Here is a 17,221-nt window from a genome sequence, read left to right as displayed (position 1 = left end):
TGACGCTGGCCAATAGTGGGTCAGCGCTTTGCCATTTTCCGGGCCAGGGTCGCGGCATCTTCGGCGAGAGGCGGCCCGGCAAGCAGGAGCAGGAGGAGCGCGAAGGGAAGCGCGAACAGGAAGCCGATTTGGCTGAACCCGATGGCGCCGATGACGCCGCCGATGAAGAAGGAGGCGAGCAGCAGGACGAGCAGGCACAGCTTGCCGCGGTCCGCCAGGATGCGATCCGGATTGTGAACATTCCGGTTCCAGTAGAGCAGCTTGCCGAGCTCGATTCCGATATCGGTGATGATGCCGGTCACATGGGTGGTGCGCATGCGCGCACCCGAGATTTTCGTGACGGTGGCGTTCTGCAGACCCATGATGAAGCAGAGCAGGGGCACCGCGACGGCAACGAAGTCCGGCGACGGATGGGCGATCCAGCCCAGAATGCCGAAACCGAGAAGCAGGAAGGCTTCAAGCATCAGCGGCATGGCGTAGCGGCTGCCCAGGTGATGCCGTCGGCCCCAGTTGATCAGCATGGCCGAACAGGCCGCGCCCATGACGAAGAGCAGGAAGGCTAAAAGCGCTAAGCCCGCAAGGCCGAGGGAGCCCAGAGCCAGGCTGTCGGCCATCGATGAAAAAATGCCGGACATATGCGACGTGTACTGGCCGACGGCGAGGAAGCCGCCGGCATTGATGGCGCCGGCCACGAAGGTAAGGGCCATGCCCAGGAGCGTGTCCGCAACGTTCGTCCGCTCGAAGGCCGCGATGGCCTTCACCGCTCGGATGGTGAAGTCGCGAGTCTCCGGTTTCGTCGACTGGGCGCTCATTGCGATCAGCCTAGCGCATCGTGCGGAAAAGTGGACCCGGTTATTCGCCCCGAACGATGCGCAAGTGAAGGAATTGAGCATCGGACCCAATAGTGCAGATCCATCTTCGGGTCCGACGCTTCAGCGCCGGTCGCTCCATGGATCCATCAAATCGAAGGCTGCCCGGCCGCGGCGGCCGGGCAGCCCGATTCCATCCTTATTGCGCAACGCTGGTCGAGGCCGAGGCGCGTCGCTCCATGGGCGGGACGCGGAAGGTCTTGAGGATCTCGGCCTCGCCGACGGGATCGGCGAGCGACGAGCCGCCGACGAAGACCTGAATGGTGCCAGCCTCGACGAGATAGGTGCCGTCATCGAGATGGAAACCGAGGGACTCGACGGGCACGCGCAGCGTGACCTGCTTCGTCTCGCCAGGCTTGAGCGCGATCTTCTCGAAGGCCTTCAGTTCGCGCAGCGGCCGGCTGCGGCTTGCCACCGGGTCGCGGGTGTAGAGCTGCACGACCTCCTGGCCTTCCCGCGCGCCCGTGTTCTTCACGCCGACCGAGACCTCCAGAATCTGGCCCTCGTCGAGCTGCTTCTGGCCCATCCTCACATCGGAATAGGCGAATTGCGTGTAGCTCAGGCCCCAGCCGAAGGGGTAGAGCGGCGTGATCGCCTCGTCGATGTAGTTCAGGGTGAAGCGGTTGTTGGGCAGGGTCGGACGTCCGGTGGGAAGACGGTTGTAGTAGAGCGGCAGCTGGCCCGTGGCGCGGGGCCACGTGACCGGCAGCTTCCCGCTCGGGCTCACGTCGCCGAACAGCACATCGGCCACCGCTGGGCCGGTTTCCGTCCCCGGATACCAGGCCATCAGGATCGATGGAATGCGCTCCGCCACCGGGCCGAGAATCTGCGGGCGGCCGCCCATGATGACAAGGGCTATGGGCTTGCCGGTCTTGGCGAGTTCCTCCAGCACCTCGATCTGCTTGCCGCTGAGCTCCATATGGGCGCGGGAGGCGGCCTCGCCGGACAATTCCTGCGGCTCGCCGAAGACGGCGATGACGAAATCCGATTGCCTTGCCGCCTCGAGCGCTGCGGGCAGCCCGTCCGTGTTGCGGCAGAACAGGTCGCACGCCGGGGCATGGCGCACCGAAAGTCCCGCCGGTTGGGCGCGGCGGCGGATGCCTTCGAGAATCGTGACGCTGTCCTCCTTGTGACCGCGGGCCGCGTGAGGGCCCATCTGGTCGTGAGGCGCATCGGCCAGGGGGCCGACGACGGCGATGGAGCGGACGCTCGAGGGCACCGGCAGCACATTGTCGCGGTTCTGCAGCAGCACGAAGGTTTCACGGGCGACTTCGCGGGCCACTTGGCGTGATTCCGGCGACGGGAAGGCCGTATCGAGACGGGACGGGTCGATGTCAGGGCGGTCGAAGAGTCCCATGCGGAATTTGGTGCGCAGCACGCGCCGCACGGATTCGTCGATCACGCTCTCCGGCACCCGGCCTGCACGCACTTCGTCAGGCAGGTGCTTGATGTAGAGCTGGCCCATCATGTCCATATCGACGCCGGCGAGGATCGCCTTGCGGGCAGCTTCCGCGCCATCCGCCGCGATGCCGTGGTTGATGAGTTCGCCGATGCCGACCCAATCGGAGGTGACGAAGCCGTCGAAGCCCCATTGGGTGCGCAGCACATCCGTCAGCAGCCACGGGTTTGCCGTCGAGGGCTCGCCGTTCAAGGCGTTGAAGGCAGCCATGAAGCTCGCCGTGCCCGCTTCCACCGCTGCCCGGAACGGCGGCAGATAGGTGTCGTACATCTCCGCACGCGGAATGTAGGTGGTGTCGTAATCACGCCCACCCTGCGGAGCGCCATAGCCTGCGAAATGCTTGGCAGCTGCGGCGAGACCGCCCTTGCGGAAGCCTTCCACGCGGGCCGCCGTGACGGCGGCACCCAGCGTGGGATCTTCGCCGAAGCCCTCGACGATGCGGCCCCAGCGGCTGTCGCGCGACAGGTCGGCCATGGGCGCGAAGGTCCAGTTCACGCCGACATAGGCCGCTTCCTTCGCGGCCCATTCGGAGGCGAGGCGGGAAACGCGTGGGCTGAACGCTGCAGCCTCGCCCAGCGGCAACGGAAACTGGGTGCGAAAGCCGTGCAGGACGTCGAGCCCGAAGAGCGGCGGGATCTTGAGGCGGCTCTGGCGCGCCAGAGCCTGGGCGCGTGCCACATCCTGAGCGCTGTTGAAGTTCAGGAGGGCCCCGGCCTTCCCCTCGGAGATGTCTTCCCAACGCAGCGGCGGACCGTGGGAGACAAGATTCAGCTGGCCGACCTTCTCTTCCAGGGTCATCTGCCCGAGAAGCTCGTTCACACGGCGCTCGATGGCTTGCCCACTGGCTTCCTGGGCGCCTGCCGCCGGGAGGAACGAGGCCGTCAAAGCCAGCGCAAGCGCCATTTGCGTCAAGCCAGGGACATCAGAAAGCCGCACAATTATCTCCTTCATGGAACAATAACACTTTATCGCGAGGGCGCCCTCGCTTGCCGCCCGCTCGTGCTACACAAGATAAGTTGTGCAAGTGGCGTCTGGGGGCCGTCAGGTCAATCATATTTTAGAAAAGCGTTATGCATCTGCTGCCTGTCTCGTTGAAGCTGTCTCTGCTGAGCCTGTCCTGCGCCCTGATGATGTCGGGTTTCGCGCTGGCGGTTGCCGCCTATGTCAGGAATCCGGCTCTCGTTGCTGCCGCAATGGGGCTTTTTCTGCTGCTCGCCGCCGGGGCTCCCCTGCTGATCGGACGGCAGATCAGGCAGGCTCTCCGGGACAGGGATGACGGCGCATCCGACGAGTTGTCCGTGTTCGAAGACGTGACGGCCGCTCCCTTCCAGCCGTCCGCTGATGCATCCCTCTCCTTCGCTGAATTCTCCGCGTTCGAGGAAACACCTGCACCTGACGAGGACGATGCCCTGCGCCGCATTCAGAAGGCGCAGGCCGTCGACCGGTTGCGGGACGGCATCACACACGACCTCAACAACCGGCTCATGGTGATCAGCGCCAATATCGATGCGGCAGCACGCCAGCTGAAGGATCAGCCGATCCTGCAGCGCAAGCTGCTCTCGGCCCTCGTGGCCTCCGATCAGGCCGCCAAGCTCATTGCCCAATCGACGGCCTTCGCCCGGCAGGGCGAATCGAAGCTGCAATATGTGAACATTGCAGAACAGGTGAGCTCGGTGGCCGATCTGATGAGCCGCTCGCTTTTGCGCGACACGGTCGAACTGCGCGTCTCTCTCGCGGAGGATCTCTGGTCCATCGAGGCCAATCCCGACGACATCCAAACGGCCATCGTGACCCTGAGCGCCCATGTTCGGGATGCGTTGCCTCAGGGAGGCACCATCACGCTCGAGGCCCGGAACGTGCAGGTCGAAAAAGGTTCGCTGCCCGACCTGACGCGCGAGGGGGACTTCGTGCAGCTCACCATCCGCAGCGCCGGTCCTGACTTCGAAGGGCGCCAGGCTCCGGAGACCGAGCTGGAACACGCCTTCGCCTTGCGGGATCTCGATCTGTCATCCTGGTTGTCCCTGCGCCAGGGCCTGCACTTCCTGCAGGGTCTCGGCGGTGCCTCGGAAGTGCGCCGGGATGGAGGTGGAACCTCCATCATCCTCTACATCCCCCGCACCGATGCGGCGACCCTGTTGCCGATCGGTCTGCTGAGCGAGGATGACGCGCTGGACGAGGGCGTACAGAACCACACGGAAATCCTCGTGGTGGATGACGAGCTCGAGGTCGCGCTCGCGCTGCAATCGACCCTGGAAGAATTCGGCTACGTGACCAGCATCGCGACCGACGCGGCACAGGCCGTGAAAGCCTTGAGCACGCGCAGGCCCGCGCTCGTGCTGGCCGACGTCGCCATGCCCGGGACGATGAGCGGGGTCATGCTGGCGCGCGAAGTGCGGCAGGTCTTCCCGAGCCTGCCCGTGCTTTTGATCACCGGCAATCCCGTCGTCGCCGGCGAGGACAGCGAGTTCCCGCTGCTCCAGAAGCCCATCGTCAGCCGTGACCTGCACGTTGCGATCCAGCGGCACCTGAACGCGCGGAGCGACAACAAGGTCATCCCGCTGTTCCCGCGCGCATCGAGGCGGGCTCGCTAGAGCGTCGGCTCCGAAAGCGGACACCCCTTTCGGGCTCCATTCGATCGCTGGTCTTTATGCTGGCGCATCGGTCGAGCGGAAAACCGGTCCATTTTTGCGCACGATGCGCTGATCTACCCAGCAAGCGCTGTTGCCGAGAGTGGGGCTGTCGCCTCGCGCGCCGCTTCGGCCAGAGCTGCAAACAGCCGCTGCTGCGGCTTCTTCCAGACCAGAAGCTCCGGATGCCATTGGACGCCGAGCAGGAACAGCGCGCTCTCGCTCTCGATGGCCTGCACGATGCCGCTCTCGTCGCGGGCGGCAATCTTCAATCCCTGCCCAAGCCGGTCGACGGATTGGTGATGCAGCGCATTCACCAGGCAGGGATTGCAGCTCAGGATGCGGTCCAACCGGGAGCCGTACTCGACGGTCACCGTCTTGCGCGGCAGAACCGTGCGCATCTTCGGCGCCTGAACGTAGACCTCGTAGATGTCCGTGTGCAGCGTGCCGCCGAGCGCCACGTTGATCATCTGCGATCCGCGGCAGATTCCGAGGATCGGCAGCCCCGCCGGGAGAGCCGCCTTCAAAAGACCGAGCTCCAGCTTGTCGCGTTCGGGATCGATGCGCACATCGGGCAGGACCTTTCCGCCATAGATTTCCGCGCCGATATCGTCGCCACCGCCGATCACGAGGCCCTGCAGCGGCTCTGTCGGCAGCGGATGACCGGGCATGAGGCGAACGGAGCGCGCCCCCGCCCGATAAAGCGCCAACCGGTGCATGAGGTAGCTGCGCCATCCGCCATGCCGGGATGTGGTGACGCCGATCAGGGGGCTCGTCATGACCGTACGATCTGCTCCACCACGTTGGCCCAGCTCTTGTCCTCCCCTTCGAATGACAGATAGGTGGAGCCGACGGCATCCAATCTCTCGCGGTCGCTCGCCAGCCGCTCGACGCAGACCCAGCGGTTCCAGTCCGGTGCGATGCTCCAGCCGGGATCGCTCACCCGCGCATCGGGCAGGCGGTAATGGAAGGTGGGTCGGCCGTTGATCTTCTCGTTCGGCAGAACGGCACGCACCCGCTGGGCATCGAAATGATGCAGGAGCGGCAGGAGATCGAGGTCCCGGTTCCGGGTCGCATTGAAGGCGAGATAATCGTCGATGAAGGTGGGAATGTCCGGCCGGTAATCCGGATCGGCGATCCTGCGGACGTACTCGGCCGGAAATGGATCGGCAAAGCCCAGAAGATTGCGGGTGGCATCCGGCGAGGCCTCGCGCCGGAGCCATGGATTGAGCAGGGCGAAGCTCTTCATGAAGGCCGTGACTGTCGCCGCATCCTGGCGCGGGATCTCCGGGTTGAAATGCAGGCCGAAGGCATAGAAGGGCGCATCCTGCGTGCCCTTGGCGCCAGCCCCGCGCAGGATCGTCAGGATGCGATTGAGCTCCTGCAGTCGATCCACGGGGATCGGCGCCGTCACGAGTTCGCACGGAACGAGATAGCGGGCCGCGAAGCCGAAAAGGGCGGCGATCTTGGGCAGGACGCCTCTTTGCGTTCCGGCCTGCTTGCCCGGATGCAGGATCCGGCTGTCGAGCTCGACCGTCAGATCGCCGATGGCTGATTCCTTCAACGCGAAGGCATGCGGATCCTCCTCGACGAGCCGGCCGCCGAGCGCTTCCTGCAAAGCCTGCACGGTCCTCTCGGCGGAGGGACCGACGAACTCGATCTCGATTCCGACCGTGCGCACCTGCCCCTGCTCGTTATGCACGACGGGCGGCAGGGCGAACTCGATCTCGGTTGAGAGCGCAGGCTGCGCCATCGAAAGCTCCGGAAAACAAGACGAAAACATGAGCAATGGGATGAACGGGTGCGCTTCCGCTCAGGTTCCTTCGTTCAAGGAGAGATCCTCGTGCCCCTGCAGGTGTGGCTTTCCGACTTCGGGTTGGCTACAAGGCCACCATCATGATTTCCAGAGAATCGACCCTCGAGCGCGCCGCCTGGATGGCGGAGGTGCGTGCGACGCTGGCCCTCGGCTGGCCCCTGGTTCTTGCAACCATCGCCCAGAACGCCCTGATCACATCCGACGTCATCCTGATGGGCTGGATGGGGTCGGAGGCACTGGCGGCGGGTGCGCTCGGCACCAATCTTTATTTCGCCTTCCTGATCTTCGGGATCGGCTTGATCAACGCGACCTCGCCGATGATCGCCGAGGAGCTTGGCCGCAAGCGCCATTCCGTGCGCGAGGTCCGGCGCACGGTGCGCCAGGGCCTCTGGGCCGCGGTCACCGTCGCCATCCCGATCTGGATCGTGGCCTGGAACGGAGAAAGAATCCTGCTGGTCATCGGGCAGGAGCCCGGACTCGCTCATAATGCCGGCGCGTACATGCGCGCGCTGCAGTGGAGCCTTCTGCCGTTTCTGCTCTTCCTGGTGCTGCGCTCGTTCCTGGCGGCCCTGGAGCGCCCAGGCTGGGCCCTGTTCATCGGTCTGCTCGCCATTCCGGTCAATTTCGGCGCCGCCTATGCTCTGATGTTCGGTTCCTTCGGCCTGCCGGCCCTGGGGCTGGTCGGGGCTGGGCTCGGGACGGTGCTCTCAAGCACTTTCATGTTCGTTGCGCTCGCCCTGGTGATCGCCTTTCATCCCAGGCTTAAGCGCTACCACATCTTCGGGCGCTTCTGGCGAGCCGACTGGCCGCGCTATCGCACCCTCTGGCAGATCGGCCTCCCCATCGGTCTGACGCTGACCTTCGAGGTGACGATCTTCAATGCGGCCGCCATGCTGATGGGCCGGATCGGCGCGAGCGAACTGGCGGCTCATGCGATAGCCCTGCAGATCGCGTCCTTCTGCTTCTCCGTCCCCCTGGGCATCGGGCAGGCCGTGACGGTGCGCGTGGGCCGGGCCTATGGCGCGAGGGATGCGGCGGGTGTCACCCGCGCCGGCTGGACCTCGTTCGCGCTGGGCACCGGCTTCATGACCGTGACGGCATCGCTCATGCTGTTTGCGCCCCATTTCCTGATCGGCGCATTTCTCGACGTGAGCGATCCCAAGAACGCACTCGTCCTCGATCTGGCGCGCTCGTTCCTGGTGCTCGCTGCCATCTTCCAATTGGCTGACGGCGCTCAGGCCGTCGGAGCCGGGATGCTGCGCGGATTGCAGGATACCCGCGTTCCGATGCTCTATGCGGCGCTTGGCTACTGGGGGATCGGCCTTCCGCTCGGCGCCATCCTGGCCTTCGGCACGAATCTCCGCGGCGTCGGCATCTGGATCGGGCTCGCCACTGCTCTTGCGGTGGTGGCCTTGCTGATGCTGTGGCGCTGGCTCCGTCGCGACAGGCTGGGGCTGGTCACGGCGACCCCACGCGACGTTCAGGAAGCATTTGCAAGCTGAGATACCAGACGCGACAGATCGACGGGCGCGAACTGCGCGTCCTCACGGGTCACGCGGACCTCTTCCACCGTGAGCCGCCGCCATTGCGCGAGCTGGGCCAAGGCATCCTGCACCAGATCTTCGGGCGCGGAGGCGCCCGCGGTGAGGCCGATCACGGCGGCGCCGTCGATGAAGGAGAGCGTCAGGTCCTTCGGATCCTGCATGAGGAGGGCCTGGCGACCTTCGTTGACGGCCACCTCGCACAGGCGATTCGTGTTCGATGAATTGCGCGCGCCGCACACGATGATCCGCTCCGCGCGCTTCGCGATCACGCGGACCGCCATCTGCCGGTTCTGCGTGGCGTAGCAGATCGTCTTGACGTCGGGTCCCTGGATCTCCGGAAAGCGCTTCTTCAAGACTGCGATGATCTCCCGCGTGTCGTCTACGGAGAGCGTCGTCTGGGTGATGTAGGCGATGCGCTCCGGGTGGCCGATCGGCAGGCTCAGGGCTTCCGCGACGCTTTCGATCACATGGACGATGCCGTCGATCTGTCCGGTCGTTCCTTCGATCTCCACATGGCCGCGATGGCCGATGACGATGACCTCGCGCCCCGCCTTGGCATGGCGTTGCCCTTCGAGGTGAACGCGGCGCACGAGCGGACAGGTGGCATCGAGCACGGAGAGCCCGCGTCCCGCCGCTTCCCGCTCCACCGTGCGCGGAACGCCATGCGCGCTGAAGATGGCCACGGCACCGTCCGGAATTTCGGCAATGTCCTCGACGAAGATCGCGCCCTTGCGCTTGAGCTCTTCCACCACGCGGCCGTTATGCACGATCTCGTGGCGCACATAGACGGGCTTGCCCGTCCGCTCGAGGGCGTCCTCCACGGCGCGGATGGCGCGCTCGACGCCCGCGCAGAAGCTGCGTGGCGCCGCGAGCAGCACGGTGAGCGGCGGGTGGTCCTGGATCATGCCGCATCCTCCGTCTTCAAGGGGCGGTCGCGCGGAGTGAGAGGGCGGGTGCCGCGGGCATGGCGCAGGATGAAAGCGGCCTGCTCGCCAGCCATGACGGCGCTCTCGATGGTGGCGGGCTGGGAGCCGAGCCAGTCGCCCGCCAGAGCAAGATTTGCGAGAGGCTGCAGGGGCGGCTGCGGGAGAATCTCCGCCGCTTGTCGGATCGTCGCGCGCTTCTCCTTCACCACCCGGGTTTCGGGTTGGCGGCCGCTTGTCGCATCGAGCCCAAGGCCGCGCAGAGCCGGCACGACTTCGCGCCAGATCCGCTCTGCTACATCGGATGCGTTCTGATCGACGACCGCATCGGCGGCCGAGACGGTGACGCTCACATGGTTGGGGCGGATCAGCGCCCACTGCGCAAGCGTGCCCGTGAAGCCGATGAAGCGCGGGTTTGCCAAACCTGGCATGCGATAGTGAACGTTGAGGATGGGCTCGAAGGAGGTCGGCACAGGAAGTGCCGGCAAGAGCCGCTCCACCTCATAGGGCGGAAGCGCCAGGATGACCCGGTCGTCGGGACCGAGCATCACGGTACGGTCCGTCAGCGCCAGCCCGATCACGCGCTCATGGCTAGTCAGAAGCATGCGCAGGCGCTGTCCGGTGACAATGGATGCGCCTCTCGCCTCAAGGGTCGCAACCGCCGGCTCGATCAGGTCTTCGCTCAAGCCGTTTCTCGCCACCAGGAGCCGTCCGGCGCCTGGCCGGAGGAGCTTCCGAAGGGCGCAGGCGAGCCGCTGCGAGGAAGCCTGCGCGGCTGCGGTGTTGAGCACCGCCACCGTCAAAGGCTCGATCAAGCTGTCCATGATCGGACGGTTGCCGATGAGGGAAGCCACCGGACGATCCTTCACAGTAAAGACAAGGCGCAGGATGCGCGCGAGATCGGGCAGGGTCAGTCCCTGCGGACGGCGCGAGGGGAGAAGCCATGACCAGGGGAGAGGCCCACGTGCTGCATCTCTCCCGTCCGTCCATCATAGAGCGGGAGCCCCTGGGGCTCGGGCTCGAACCAACGGCCACGGGCGCCGATGGCTTTGAGGAGGTTGATTGCGTGCGCATTGGCCGTGAACAGCACGTGGGTGCCGTTGTCATGGATGAAGCCATCGACCGGCTGGAGCGTCCGGCAGCGTCCGCCCGGCTGCGGTGCCGCCTCGTAGACGACAGCGTCGTTGCCATCGGCCGTCACGGCGAGCGCCGCGCTCAGGCCCGCAATGCCCGCTCCGACGATATGGGTGCGCCTTGTCATGCGGGCCTCATGGCGCGGGTGATGAGATGCAGCCGGTCGGCGGTGCTCAAGCGCAATCTGCCCTCGCGCTTGCCCCAGCCGCGCGCCTGCAGCCGGTCGAGCACACGGCGGTAATTCTCCATCATCAGGATCGCCGGTTTCAGCGCCCTGCGATCAAGATGCATCAGGGCCGCATCCGCCACCTCAAAACCGGAACGCGCTTCATCGGCCAGGCTTTCGCAGACGCGTGCAAAACGCGGATCGGCCACGAGGGTCGCGGCCGGTGCATCGCGCAATCCCAGCTGAGCGAGCCGTGAGAGGGGGACGTAGACGCGCTCGCAAGAGGCATCCTCGTCCACATCGCGCAAAATATTCACGAGCTGCAGGGTGCGTCCGAGATGGAGCGCGAAGTCATGGGCCGAAGGCGCTCCGAAGATGCGGATCGAGAGGGCGCCGACCGAGCCGGCGACACGGCGCCCATAGAGACCAAGCTCATAATCGTCGGCCAGGCGCACGCGCTCGGCACTGTCCGTCTCCATGCCGTCGAGCAGGGCGTGGCATTCCTCCAGAGGCAGCTTGAAGAGTGTCGAGGAGCGAGCGAGCTCCCGTCCGATGGGCGTTCCCGGAGCACGGTGCAGCCGGTCGAGCTCGCGCCGCCACTCGCGCAGGAAGACACGCTTTTCGGAAGCAGGAGCCGCGCCGTCGGCGATATCGTCCACCACGCGGCAGAAGGCATAGACCGCATGAATCGCGCGGCGGCGCTCCGGACCGAGACTCTGCATGCCGAGACGGAAGGACGAGCCCGAGCGCCGCACCACTGCCGCCGTCACGTGACTGTCTCTGGGAGGAGGCTTTTGAATTGTGGCGCGAAGGCCACGCAGGAACGCCATGCAAGCATCGGCCTTGGTCACCTGCACACGCGCGAGAATCGGATCCGTGTGGCGCAGGCGCTGGCTCAGGCGTCGGGCGAGAACGATGGTCGCGATGCTCTGGGCCCGCAGGCGCTTGTTCTGCAGATGCTCCGGCAGGGATTGCGCCTGATCGATCAACGAGTCGACCCGGTCGAGCATGGCATCGAAGACATCGCGGCGGATCGCCGTGTGCAATGGATCGAAGAAAGCCGTCTCGGAGCCCGCTGCCAGCATCCACCGGATCGGGATGTAGATACGCCCCATCTGCTCACGATCCTCGCCGCAATCCTGCAGATGGTTGAGGATCTGGAGCGCCGTGCAGAGGGCATCCGCCGGCCCCTGAGCCGAATCGCGCTCACCGTGAAGGATCAGCAGGAAACGGCCGACCGGATTGGCGGAGAAGCGGCAATAATCGATCAGTTCTGCCCAATCGTTGTAGCGGGCCTTGACCACATCCTGACGAAAGGCCCGCAGCAGATCGCGGGCTTGGATCAGACCGGTCTTGTGCTGCTTGTCGATAGCATGCAGGCGCGCGGCCTGGGGAAACGCCCGATCGCCGGAAACGAGCGCCCGTTCGAGAGCATCGAGACGCATCAGCTTCTCGGCAGCCGCGAGGTCGGGCGCGTCGGCGATATCATCCGCCATGCGGGCAAAATCATAAAAGGCCAGAACCGCGTCGCGATGCTGGGGAGAGAGCACGAGGGAAGCCACCGGAAAGTTCTCGTCCCGCGGCCGCTTCGAGGGTTGCCCGGCACCGGCGCTCATGACTTCTCCCCCACAGGATAAAGCCTGCCTTTCCACCCGGCGCGGCGCGCATTGCCGATCCGCAAGAGCACGCTCCACTGGATCGCGAGGCCGACGAGAGTCGTGAAAGGATGCAAGGGAATGGACCAGGGATTCTCCCGCATCGCGACGGTCACGAGAGTACGCGTGACAAGCGAGAGAAGGGCCGCGCAGGCGAGCGGAAGGATCGGGACAAACGGTAGAAGCATGAACGGCAGAACATGGCCACCGAACAGCAGCACGGTCCAGATCGGCAGGGCGACCGGCGTCGCCATCCCTTCATGGGCGTTCTTGGCAAAGCCGGCCCAGGCTTCGTCGAAGCCTGCATACATCCGGCAGGTAGCGAGGCGCTGTCCGGGCACCAGATCCGTCATGATCCCCTTGCGGCGCAAGAGCCGCGCCAGCTGGATACCGTCGTGAATCCGAGAGCGGATTGCCGCGTGTCCGCCGCTCGCGCGATAGGCTTCGCGCTCGACGAGCATGAGCTGGCCGCAGGCGGCGCCCAGACCAGGGTCGCGCGAGAGGCGCATGAAGCCCATGGGCAGATAGCCGAGCAGAAGCAGGTTGATGGTCGGCACCGTCAATAGTTCGCCGAGAGTGATCATGATCTGGCGCGGCACGGCGCTGACAAGTCCGGAATCGGTGGCCTGCGCATGGCCTGCCAGCAAAGCCGCCGCATCGGAGCCTAAGCGCACGTCGGCATCCACAAACAGAAAATGCGTGCCACGAGCGGCTTCCGAGAGATGGTGGCAGGCATGGATCTTGCCGGTCCATCCTTCCTCCAGAGGCGGTGCGGTGAGGAGGCGCACACGGGTGTCGCGCGCCGCATAGGCGCGCACGATGTCGGGCGTTGCATCCGTCGACCCGTCGTCCATGACCAGGATTTCGACCGGCACGCCCATGCTGCCGAGAGCCGCATCGAGAGCGGGGCCTATATTCTTCGCCTCGTTGCGCGCCGGGATGAGGATCGAGACGAGGACGTGTCCTTGCGGCGCGTGGCGGGGCGTTGCGCTTAAGATGCTCAGATTCATGAGGGTGAGCACGAACGGGATGGCTGCCAGCGCAAACAGGATAAAGCCAACTATTATCATGAGGGACGCCCCTCATGGGACGGGTCGAAGGTGCGCCCGCGCAAGGCCGCCGCCATTCGCCGCCATCCGTCGTAGAATCCTCCGACGCCGGCGCGCCCTTCGAGGACGACCCGGAAACGGGCCGGGTCGCGACTCTGCACATCGGCACTCAAGTGATCGAGAGTTGCGGTCAACTCGTTCTCAAGCCGCTCCAGGCGAGCAGGACGCGGGAGGTTCAAAAGGTCCTGCCCGTGCATGGGTTCACCGAAGGCGATGAAGGCTTCCGCCCCGCGCTCCAGCCAGAAGCCGTATTCGACGGCGAGCGGCAGGATGGTGCAATCGGGCGCCCTCTCGACGAGGCGCGCCACGCCGGGCTTGAGGCCGAGAGGACGCTCCCGCACGTCGCCGAAGCGGCCCTGCGCGGTGATCCAGAGTGTTCGGTTGCGGGCGGAGAGTATCTCCGCACCCACCTTGAGAAAGTCCGCTGCGCCGCGCCGACTTTCGAGATCGACGCCGAAGGCCCCGATGCGCCCGAAGATGCCGTATTGCTTCAGCATCGCGGCATCGATGGGCGCATAGCTCTCGTAAGCGGGAAAGAAGCGATCGGCCACCAGGATGTAGACAGCCGCATCCCACCACGCTGGATGATTGGAATAGATGATGACAGGACCCTGCGGGGGCACGGCCGGCATGCCCCATGGAGCGATCCGCAGGGCATTCATGTGGCGGGTGAAATAGCGCCGGAAGGTCGAGACCATGAAGCGATGAAGCAGGGCGGAGCGGCGCGCGACGGGCGTGCCTCCCGCGCGCTGAGAAGACGAGGGCTTTGTGGCTTCTGTGCTCGCTTCCTGCCTCAAGACACGTTCCGTAGATTCTCGACCTTGCAATCCGCGTCGAGGGCGTCGGCGGCGATCCAACCCGACATCATGACCATCGGCATGCCGGGACCCGGATGGGCCGCGCCGCCGGCGAGATAGAGGCCGCGCACCTGCCGGCTGCGGTTGCCCGGCTTGAACGCGCCCATGAACTTGCCGTGGCTCGCCAACCCGTAGATGGCGCCGTTGAGCACCTTGTAGCGGTCGTGAATGTCCTGCGGCGTCAGGTGGCGTTCGACGACGATGCGCTCTTCGATATCGCCCATTCCGGCCGTGCGTTTCAGCTTGTCGAGGATCACCTGGCGATAGGCAGGGAACATCTGCGACCAGTCGTGGTGCGGGCGAAGGTAAGGCGTGTGGACGAGAACATAGAGCGCCTCGCCGCCGTCCGGCGCGACGCTCGGATCGGTGGCGGCAGGCGCCGCGAGATAGCAGGTGGGATCGGGCGCAGGCTCGCCGCGTCGGTAGATGAAGTCGAACTCTTCCTCCGGATCGCGGGAGAACACGAAGTCGTGATGGAGGATATGGTCGTAGCGCTTGCTCAAGCCGAGATAGAGCACCACGCCGGAGCAGGCGGGCTCGAAATCCTTCCGAGCATAATGCTCGCCCACCTCGCCGCCGACGAGCTCGCGATAGGTGCGGACGGAATCCATGTTGGAGATGACGTTGTCGTAGGCCACGACATCGCCGGTTGCGAGCACGAGACCCGTGACTTCGCCGTTCTCGATCCTAAGCGATGCAACATCGCTGTCGGTCTTGATCGTGGTGCCAAGTTCGGCGGCAAGTTTCGCCAGGGCCTCCGCCACGGCACGGGTGCCGCCCATGGGATACCAGACGCCGTCGGCCGCCTGCATGTGGGCGATGGCGCAGAGCACGGCGGGCGAGCCGTAGGGAGAGGAGCCGACATATTGCGTGAAGTGGTCGAGCATCTGCGCCAGACGCTCGTCCTTCACCTTGGAGCGGATGGTTCCGGCAACGGAGGAACCCATGCGCAGGGACAAAACATCCCGCAGGGTTGCGGGATTCATGTTGGCCCGGATGTTGATGGTGTCGAAGAGATCTTCCACCGGCTTCCAGAAGAAGAACCGGTTCGAGATGTCGTGAAGGTGAGCGGAGATTTCCTGGAAGCGCTTGTATCCGTCGCCGGCGTTCTTTCCGGGAGCGAAGCGATCCATGGTCTCAGCCATGGCGTCGATGTTTTCCTGCAGATCGATCTGCGTGCCGTCATCGAAGAAGCAGCGCCATTGTGGATCGAGCCGGACGAGGTCGAGATAATCGGTGAGGTTGCGACCGGCCTCCGTGAAGATGCGTTCCAGAACCCGCGGCACGGTCAGGATCGTCGGTCCCATATCGAAGCGGAAGCCGTCCTCGTGCAGAACAGCCGCCTTGCCGCCGACCCAGGCATTCTTGTCGTAGAGAGTGACCTTATGCCCGCGCGCCGCCGCGACACAGGCCGCCGCCAATCCGCCCAATCCTCCGCCGACGACCGCAACCGAAGTTCCTTGAGCCTTCACGCATTCCTCCCGCAAGGCACGAACCGATCCGTCATGGGCCCGCGTCCAGTCGTGTTGGTTCTAGGAAGGGCAGGGGCCAGTTCAAGTCGGGTCACGAAGGTTTGGGCGGCGGGCGCAGATCATGCGCAGCGAATGCCCACCGGGCGCACGGATCACCGGGACGAACCCGGCGGCGGCCAAGCGTGGCTTGAGGTGGCTCACGTCGCGCATGCTCCCGCCCCAGAGCAGGTTCTTCAGTCGGTTGATCGCGCAGATCGTCCCATGCCCCTCCTGGGACAGAACGGCGACGAGAAGCCAGCCCCCGGGTCTCAAGGCGCGAAAGATCCGCTTCATCGCCTCCTGGATAATGGCGTCGGGCAGGAACATCTGGGGCACGAAGGCAAGATCAAATGCCTGCTCATCCGTCATATCTTCCACCCGCTCCCGCCGAACGACGACCCGCGCCGCCAATCCAGCCTCCTGCACGTGGCGGTCGCCGATGGCGGCCGGGTGTAACGCGGGCTCGAGCGCTACCGCTGCCAAATGAGGAAAGTGCTTGCAGAGCGCAATCGAAAGGCCCGCGGCTCCCGCTCCCACATCGAGAAGGCTCGCACCGGGCCTTTCGAGCTGGGGGATGAGGCCCGGCAGGAATTTCAATTTGGGAAGGGCCCGGGTCGTCCAGAGCCGGGTCAGGATGCCTTGGGCCTCGATGATGGCTTCGTCCGTATGGGTCCAGCCGTCGAGGGTCAGGGTGCCGTCTGCAAGTCTGCGCCGAAAGCTGTCGGCTTGCAGGAGAGGAGCCCGAAGGGATGCACGAAAGGTCAGCACACCTTCGGGCGTGGTGAAGGGCATCAGGGTAGGGGCTGCGCAAACGCAATCCTGCTCCCACACCACGAATCCATAACTTGCGAGAACGTCGATCAAGGTTCGTACGAGTTCTGACGGCAGCGACGCAACGCGTGACAGTTCATCGATCGCTGCCGGCTTGCCGAGATGGCCGAGAAGACCGCTCTCGGCACAGGCTGAAAGCGCACTGGCCGACCAGATGGCACAATCGGCTTCCTCAAGAACTTTCAGCACTGCGCCCGGCCGCCGGAACGACGGGGCCGTCGGCCTATGCCAGGAACTGAGGCCGATGGAGCCAAGCCCCATACGGTCTCCTCCGTGAGACAGGAGAGCATAGGCGCGCCACAGCATGACAGCCCTATCGGATCGGGATCACGACCGTCGTCGCGGGCTCCGTGACGACGATCCGGGCGGCCTCGAAGTTCGGAGGGCCACGGCGGCCCACATCGTTCGAGAAACCGTAAGGTTCATTGGGCAGGCCGATGAAGCTTCGGTCGAGCTTGCCATTGCCGTTCACGTCATGAAAGACCGCGATGGCATACGAGCCGGGCTTCACGTTCCGGATGCGCAGCTCGACCGTTCCCGACGTGGCCCGGCCGCGATCCTTGTAGGGGCAGGTGGCCTCGTCGAAGCTCGTGTCGCAGATCCCGGCATAGACCATGCTCCGATCCGGCTGTACGCCCTGTGCGCGGATCGTGAGCGTTGCCGCGTGAGCGGATGAGACAGAAAGGAGAAGAACCGCAGTCAGTCCAACAGACCTCATCC

At 65.1% G+C, this 17,221-nt stretch carries 15 protein-coding genes; 2 read left to right on the top strand and 13 right to left on the bottom strand.

Annotated elements, in window-relative coordinates; translation table 11 throughout:
- Positions 1–20 precede the first annotated feature (20 nt).
- Both ACD578_RS20255 and ACD578_RS20250 read right to left on the bottom strand, forming a co-directional pair.
- Positions 21–812 (bottom strand): YoaK family protein, encoded by a 792-nt coding sequence (locus ACD578_RS20255; protein WP_404287948.1) that lies wholly within the window; start codon positions 810–812, stop codon positions 21–23.
- Between the two features lie 196 nt (positions 813–1,008).
- Positions 1,009–3,264, bottom strand: a complete 2,256-nt coding sequence (locus ACD578_RS20250) for a glycoside hydrolase family 3 N-terminal domain-containing protein (protein ID WP_404287946.1) — start codon at positions 3,262–3,264, stop codon at positions 1,009–1,011.
- Positions 3,265–3,398: 134 nt separating this feature from the next.
- Between ACD578_RS20250 and ACD578_RS20245 the strand changes: the two genes are divergently transcribed.
- Positions 3,399–4,919: a response regulator gene (locus tag ACD578_RS20245; RefSeq protein WP_404287944.1), complete on the top strand. Its 1,521-nt coding sequence runs from the start codon at positions 3,399–3,401 to the stop codon at positions 4,917–4,919.
- Between the two features lie 113 nt (positions 4,920–5,032).
- On the opposite strand, the gene ACD578_RS20240 is transcribed toward ACD578_RS20245, so the two are convergent.
- Both ACD578_RS20240 and ACD578_RS20235 read right to left on the bottom strand, forming a co-directional pair.
- A complete protein-coding gene (locus ACD578_RS20240) occupies positions 5,033–5,734 on the bottom strand; it encodes a gamma-glutamyl-gamma-aminobutyrate hydrolase family protein (protein WP_404287942.1) in 702 nt (233 codons plus the stop codon).
- Positions 5,731–6,708: an amidoligase family protein gene (locus ACD578_RS20235; protein WP_404287940.1), complete on the bottom strand. Its 978-nt coding sequence runs from the start codon at positions 6,706–6,708 to the stop codon at positions 5,731–5,733. Before ACD578_RS20235 ends, ACD578_RS20240 begins: the two co-directional genes overlap by 4 nt.
- 143 nt (positions 6,709–6,851) lie before the next feature.
- Here ACD578_RS20235 and ACD578_RS20230 point away from each other — a divergent pair, with 143 nt between their 5' ends.
- The gene (locus tag ACD578_RS20230; protein ID WP_404287938.1) at positions 6,852–8,273 is read left to right on the top strand and encodes an MATE family efflux transporter; all 1,422 of its coding nucleotides are present in this window, start codon (positions 6,852–6,854) and stop codon (positions 8,271–8,273) included.
- On the opposite strand, the gene ispH is transcribed toward ACD578_RS20230, so the two are convergent.
- The 9 genes from ispH to ACD578_RS20185 all read right to left on the bottom strand — a co-directional run bounded on the left by ispH (position 8,252) and on the right by ACD578_RS20185 (position 17,219).
- A complete protein-coding gene (ispH, locus tag ACD578_RS20225) occupies positions 8,252–9,220 on the bottom strand; it encodes a 4-hydroxy-3-methylbut-2-enyl diphosphate reductase (protein WP_404287936.1) in 969 nt (322 codons plus the stop codon). The two genes, ACD578_RS20230 and ispH, sit on opposite strands and share 22 nt — an antisense overlap.
- Positions 9,217–10,092 (bottom strand): FAD-dependent oxidoreductase, encoded by an 876-nt coding sequence (locus tag ACD578_RS20220; RefSeq protein WP_404287934.1) that lies wholly within the window; start codon positions 10,090–10,092, stop codon positions 9,217–9,219. The genes ispH and ACD578_RS20220 overlap by 4 nt, the downstream gene beginning before the upstream one ends.
- Before the next feature lie 56 nt (positions 10,093–10,148).
- On the bottom strand, positions 10,149–10,499 hold the full coding sequence (locus ACD578_RS20215) for an NAD(P)-binding protein (protein WP_404287932.1): 351 nt from the start codon (positions 10,497–10,499) through the stop codon (positions 10,149–10,151).
- Positions 10,496–12,154, bottom strand: coding sequence for a squalene/phytoene synthase family protein (locus ACD578_RS20210; protein WP_404287930.1), 1,659 nt, complete (start codon positions 12,152–12,154; stop codon positions 10,496–10,498). Before ACD578_RS20210 ends, ACD578_RS20215 begins: the two co-directional genes overlap by 4 nt.
- Entirely contained in the window at positions 12,151–13,263 is a 1,113-nt protein-coding gene (locus ACD578_RS20205; RefSeq protein WP_404287928.1) for a glycosyltransferase, read from the bottom strand. The genes ACD578_RS20210 and ACD578_RS20205 overlap by 4 nt, the downstream gene beginning before the upstream one ends.
- Complete coding sequence (locus ACD578_RS20200; RefSeq protein ID WP_404293961.1) at positions 13,260–14,000, bottom strand: lysophospholipid acyltransferase family protein; 741 nt, start codon at positions 13,998–14,000, stop codon at positions 13,260–13,262. Before ACD578_RS20200 ends, ACD578_RS20205 begins: the two co-directional genes overlap by 4 nt.
- 95 nt (positions 14,001–14,095) lie before the next feature.
- Positions 14,096–15,631: a phytoene desaturase family protein gene (locus ACD578_RS20195; protein WP_162003165.1), complete on the bottom strand. Its 1,536-nt coding sequence runs from the start codon at positions 15,629–15,631 to the stop codon at positions 14,096–14,098.
- Between the two features lie 81 nt (positions 15,632–15,712).
- Complete coding sequence (locus ACD578_RS20190; protein WP_404287925.1) at positions 15,713–16,762, bottom strand: SAM-dependent methyltransferase; 1,050 nt, start codon at positions 16,760–16,762, stop codon at positions 15,713–15,715.
- 52 nt (positions 16,763–16,814) lie between these two features.
- The gene (locus ACD578_RS20185) at positions 16,815–17,219 is read right to left on the bottom strand and encodes a DUF2141 domain-containing protein (protein ID WP_404287923.1); all 405 of its coding nucleotides are present in this window, start codon (positions 17,217–17,219) and stop codon (positions 16,815–16,817) included.
- Positions 17,220–17,221: the final 2 nt, after the last annotated feature.

It is taken from the genome of Microvirga sp. RSM25 (assembly GCF_044784385.1).
Lineage (GTDB): Bacteria > Pseudomonadota > Alphaproteobacteria > Rhizobiales > Beijerinckiaceae > Microvirga > Microvirga tunisiensis.
The sequence above is the reverse complement of the archived record's forward strand: the minus strand, read 5'-3'. Positions and strand labels throughout refer to the sequence as shown.

Bases quoted from the DNA above. Each gene is read 5' to 3' on its own strand.
- ACD578_RS20255 (WP_404287948.1), bottom strand. From the start codon at position 812: ATGAGCGCCCAGTCGACGAAACCGGAGACTCGCGACTTCACCATCCGA.
- ACD578_RS20245 (WP_404287944.1), top strand. From the start codon at position 3,399: ATGCATCTGCTGCCTGTCTCGTTGAAGCTGTCTCTGCTGAGCCTGTCC.
- ACD578_RS20240 (WP_404287942.1), bottom strand. From the start codon at position 5,734: ATGACGAGCCCCCTGATCGGCGTCACCACATCCCGGCATGGCGGATGG.
- ACD578_RS20235 (WP_404287940.1), bottom strand. From the start codon at position 6,708: ATGGCGCAGCCTGCGCTCTCAACCGAGATCGAGTTCGCCCTGCCGCCC.
- ACD578_RS20230 (WP_404287938.1), top strand. From the start codon at position 6,852: ATGATTTCCAGAGAATCGACCCTCGAGCGCGCCGCCTGGATGGCGGAG.
- ispH (WP_404287936.1), bottom strand. From the start codon at position 9,220: ATGATCCAGGACCACCCGCCGCTCACCGTGCTGCTCGCGGCGCCACGC.
- ACD578_RS20215 (WP_404287932.1), bottom strand. From the start codon at position 10,499: ATGACAAGGCGCACCCATATCGTCGGAGCGGGCATTGCGGGCCTGAGC.
- ACD578_RS20210 (WP_404287930.1), bottom strand. From the start codon at position 12,154: ATGAGCGCCGGTGCCGGGCAACCCTCGAAGCGGCCGCGGGACGAGAAC.
- ACD578_RS20205 (WP_404287928.1), bottom strand. From the start codon at position 13,263: ATGATAATAGTTGGCTTTATCCTGTTTGCGCTGGCAGCCATCCCGTTC.
- ACD578_RS20200 (WP_404293961.1), bottom strand. From the start codon at position 14,000: ATGGTCTCGACCTTCCGGCGCTATTTCACCCGCCACATGAATGCCCTG.
- ACD578_RS20190 (WP_404287925.1), bottom strand. From the start codon at position 16,762: ATGGGGCTTGGCTCCATCGGCCTCAGTTCCTGGCATAGGCCGACGGCC.
- ACD578_RS20185 (WP_404287923.1), bottom strand. From the start codon at position 17,219: ATGAGGTCTGTTGGACTGACTGCGGTTCTTCTCCTTTCTGTCTCATCC.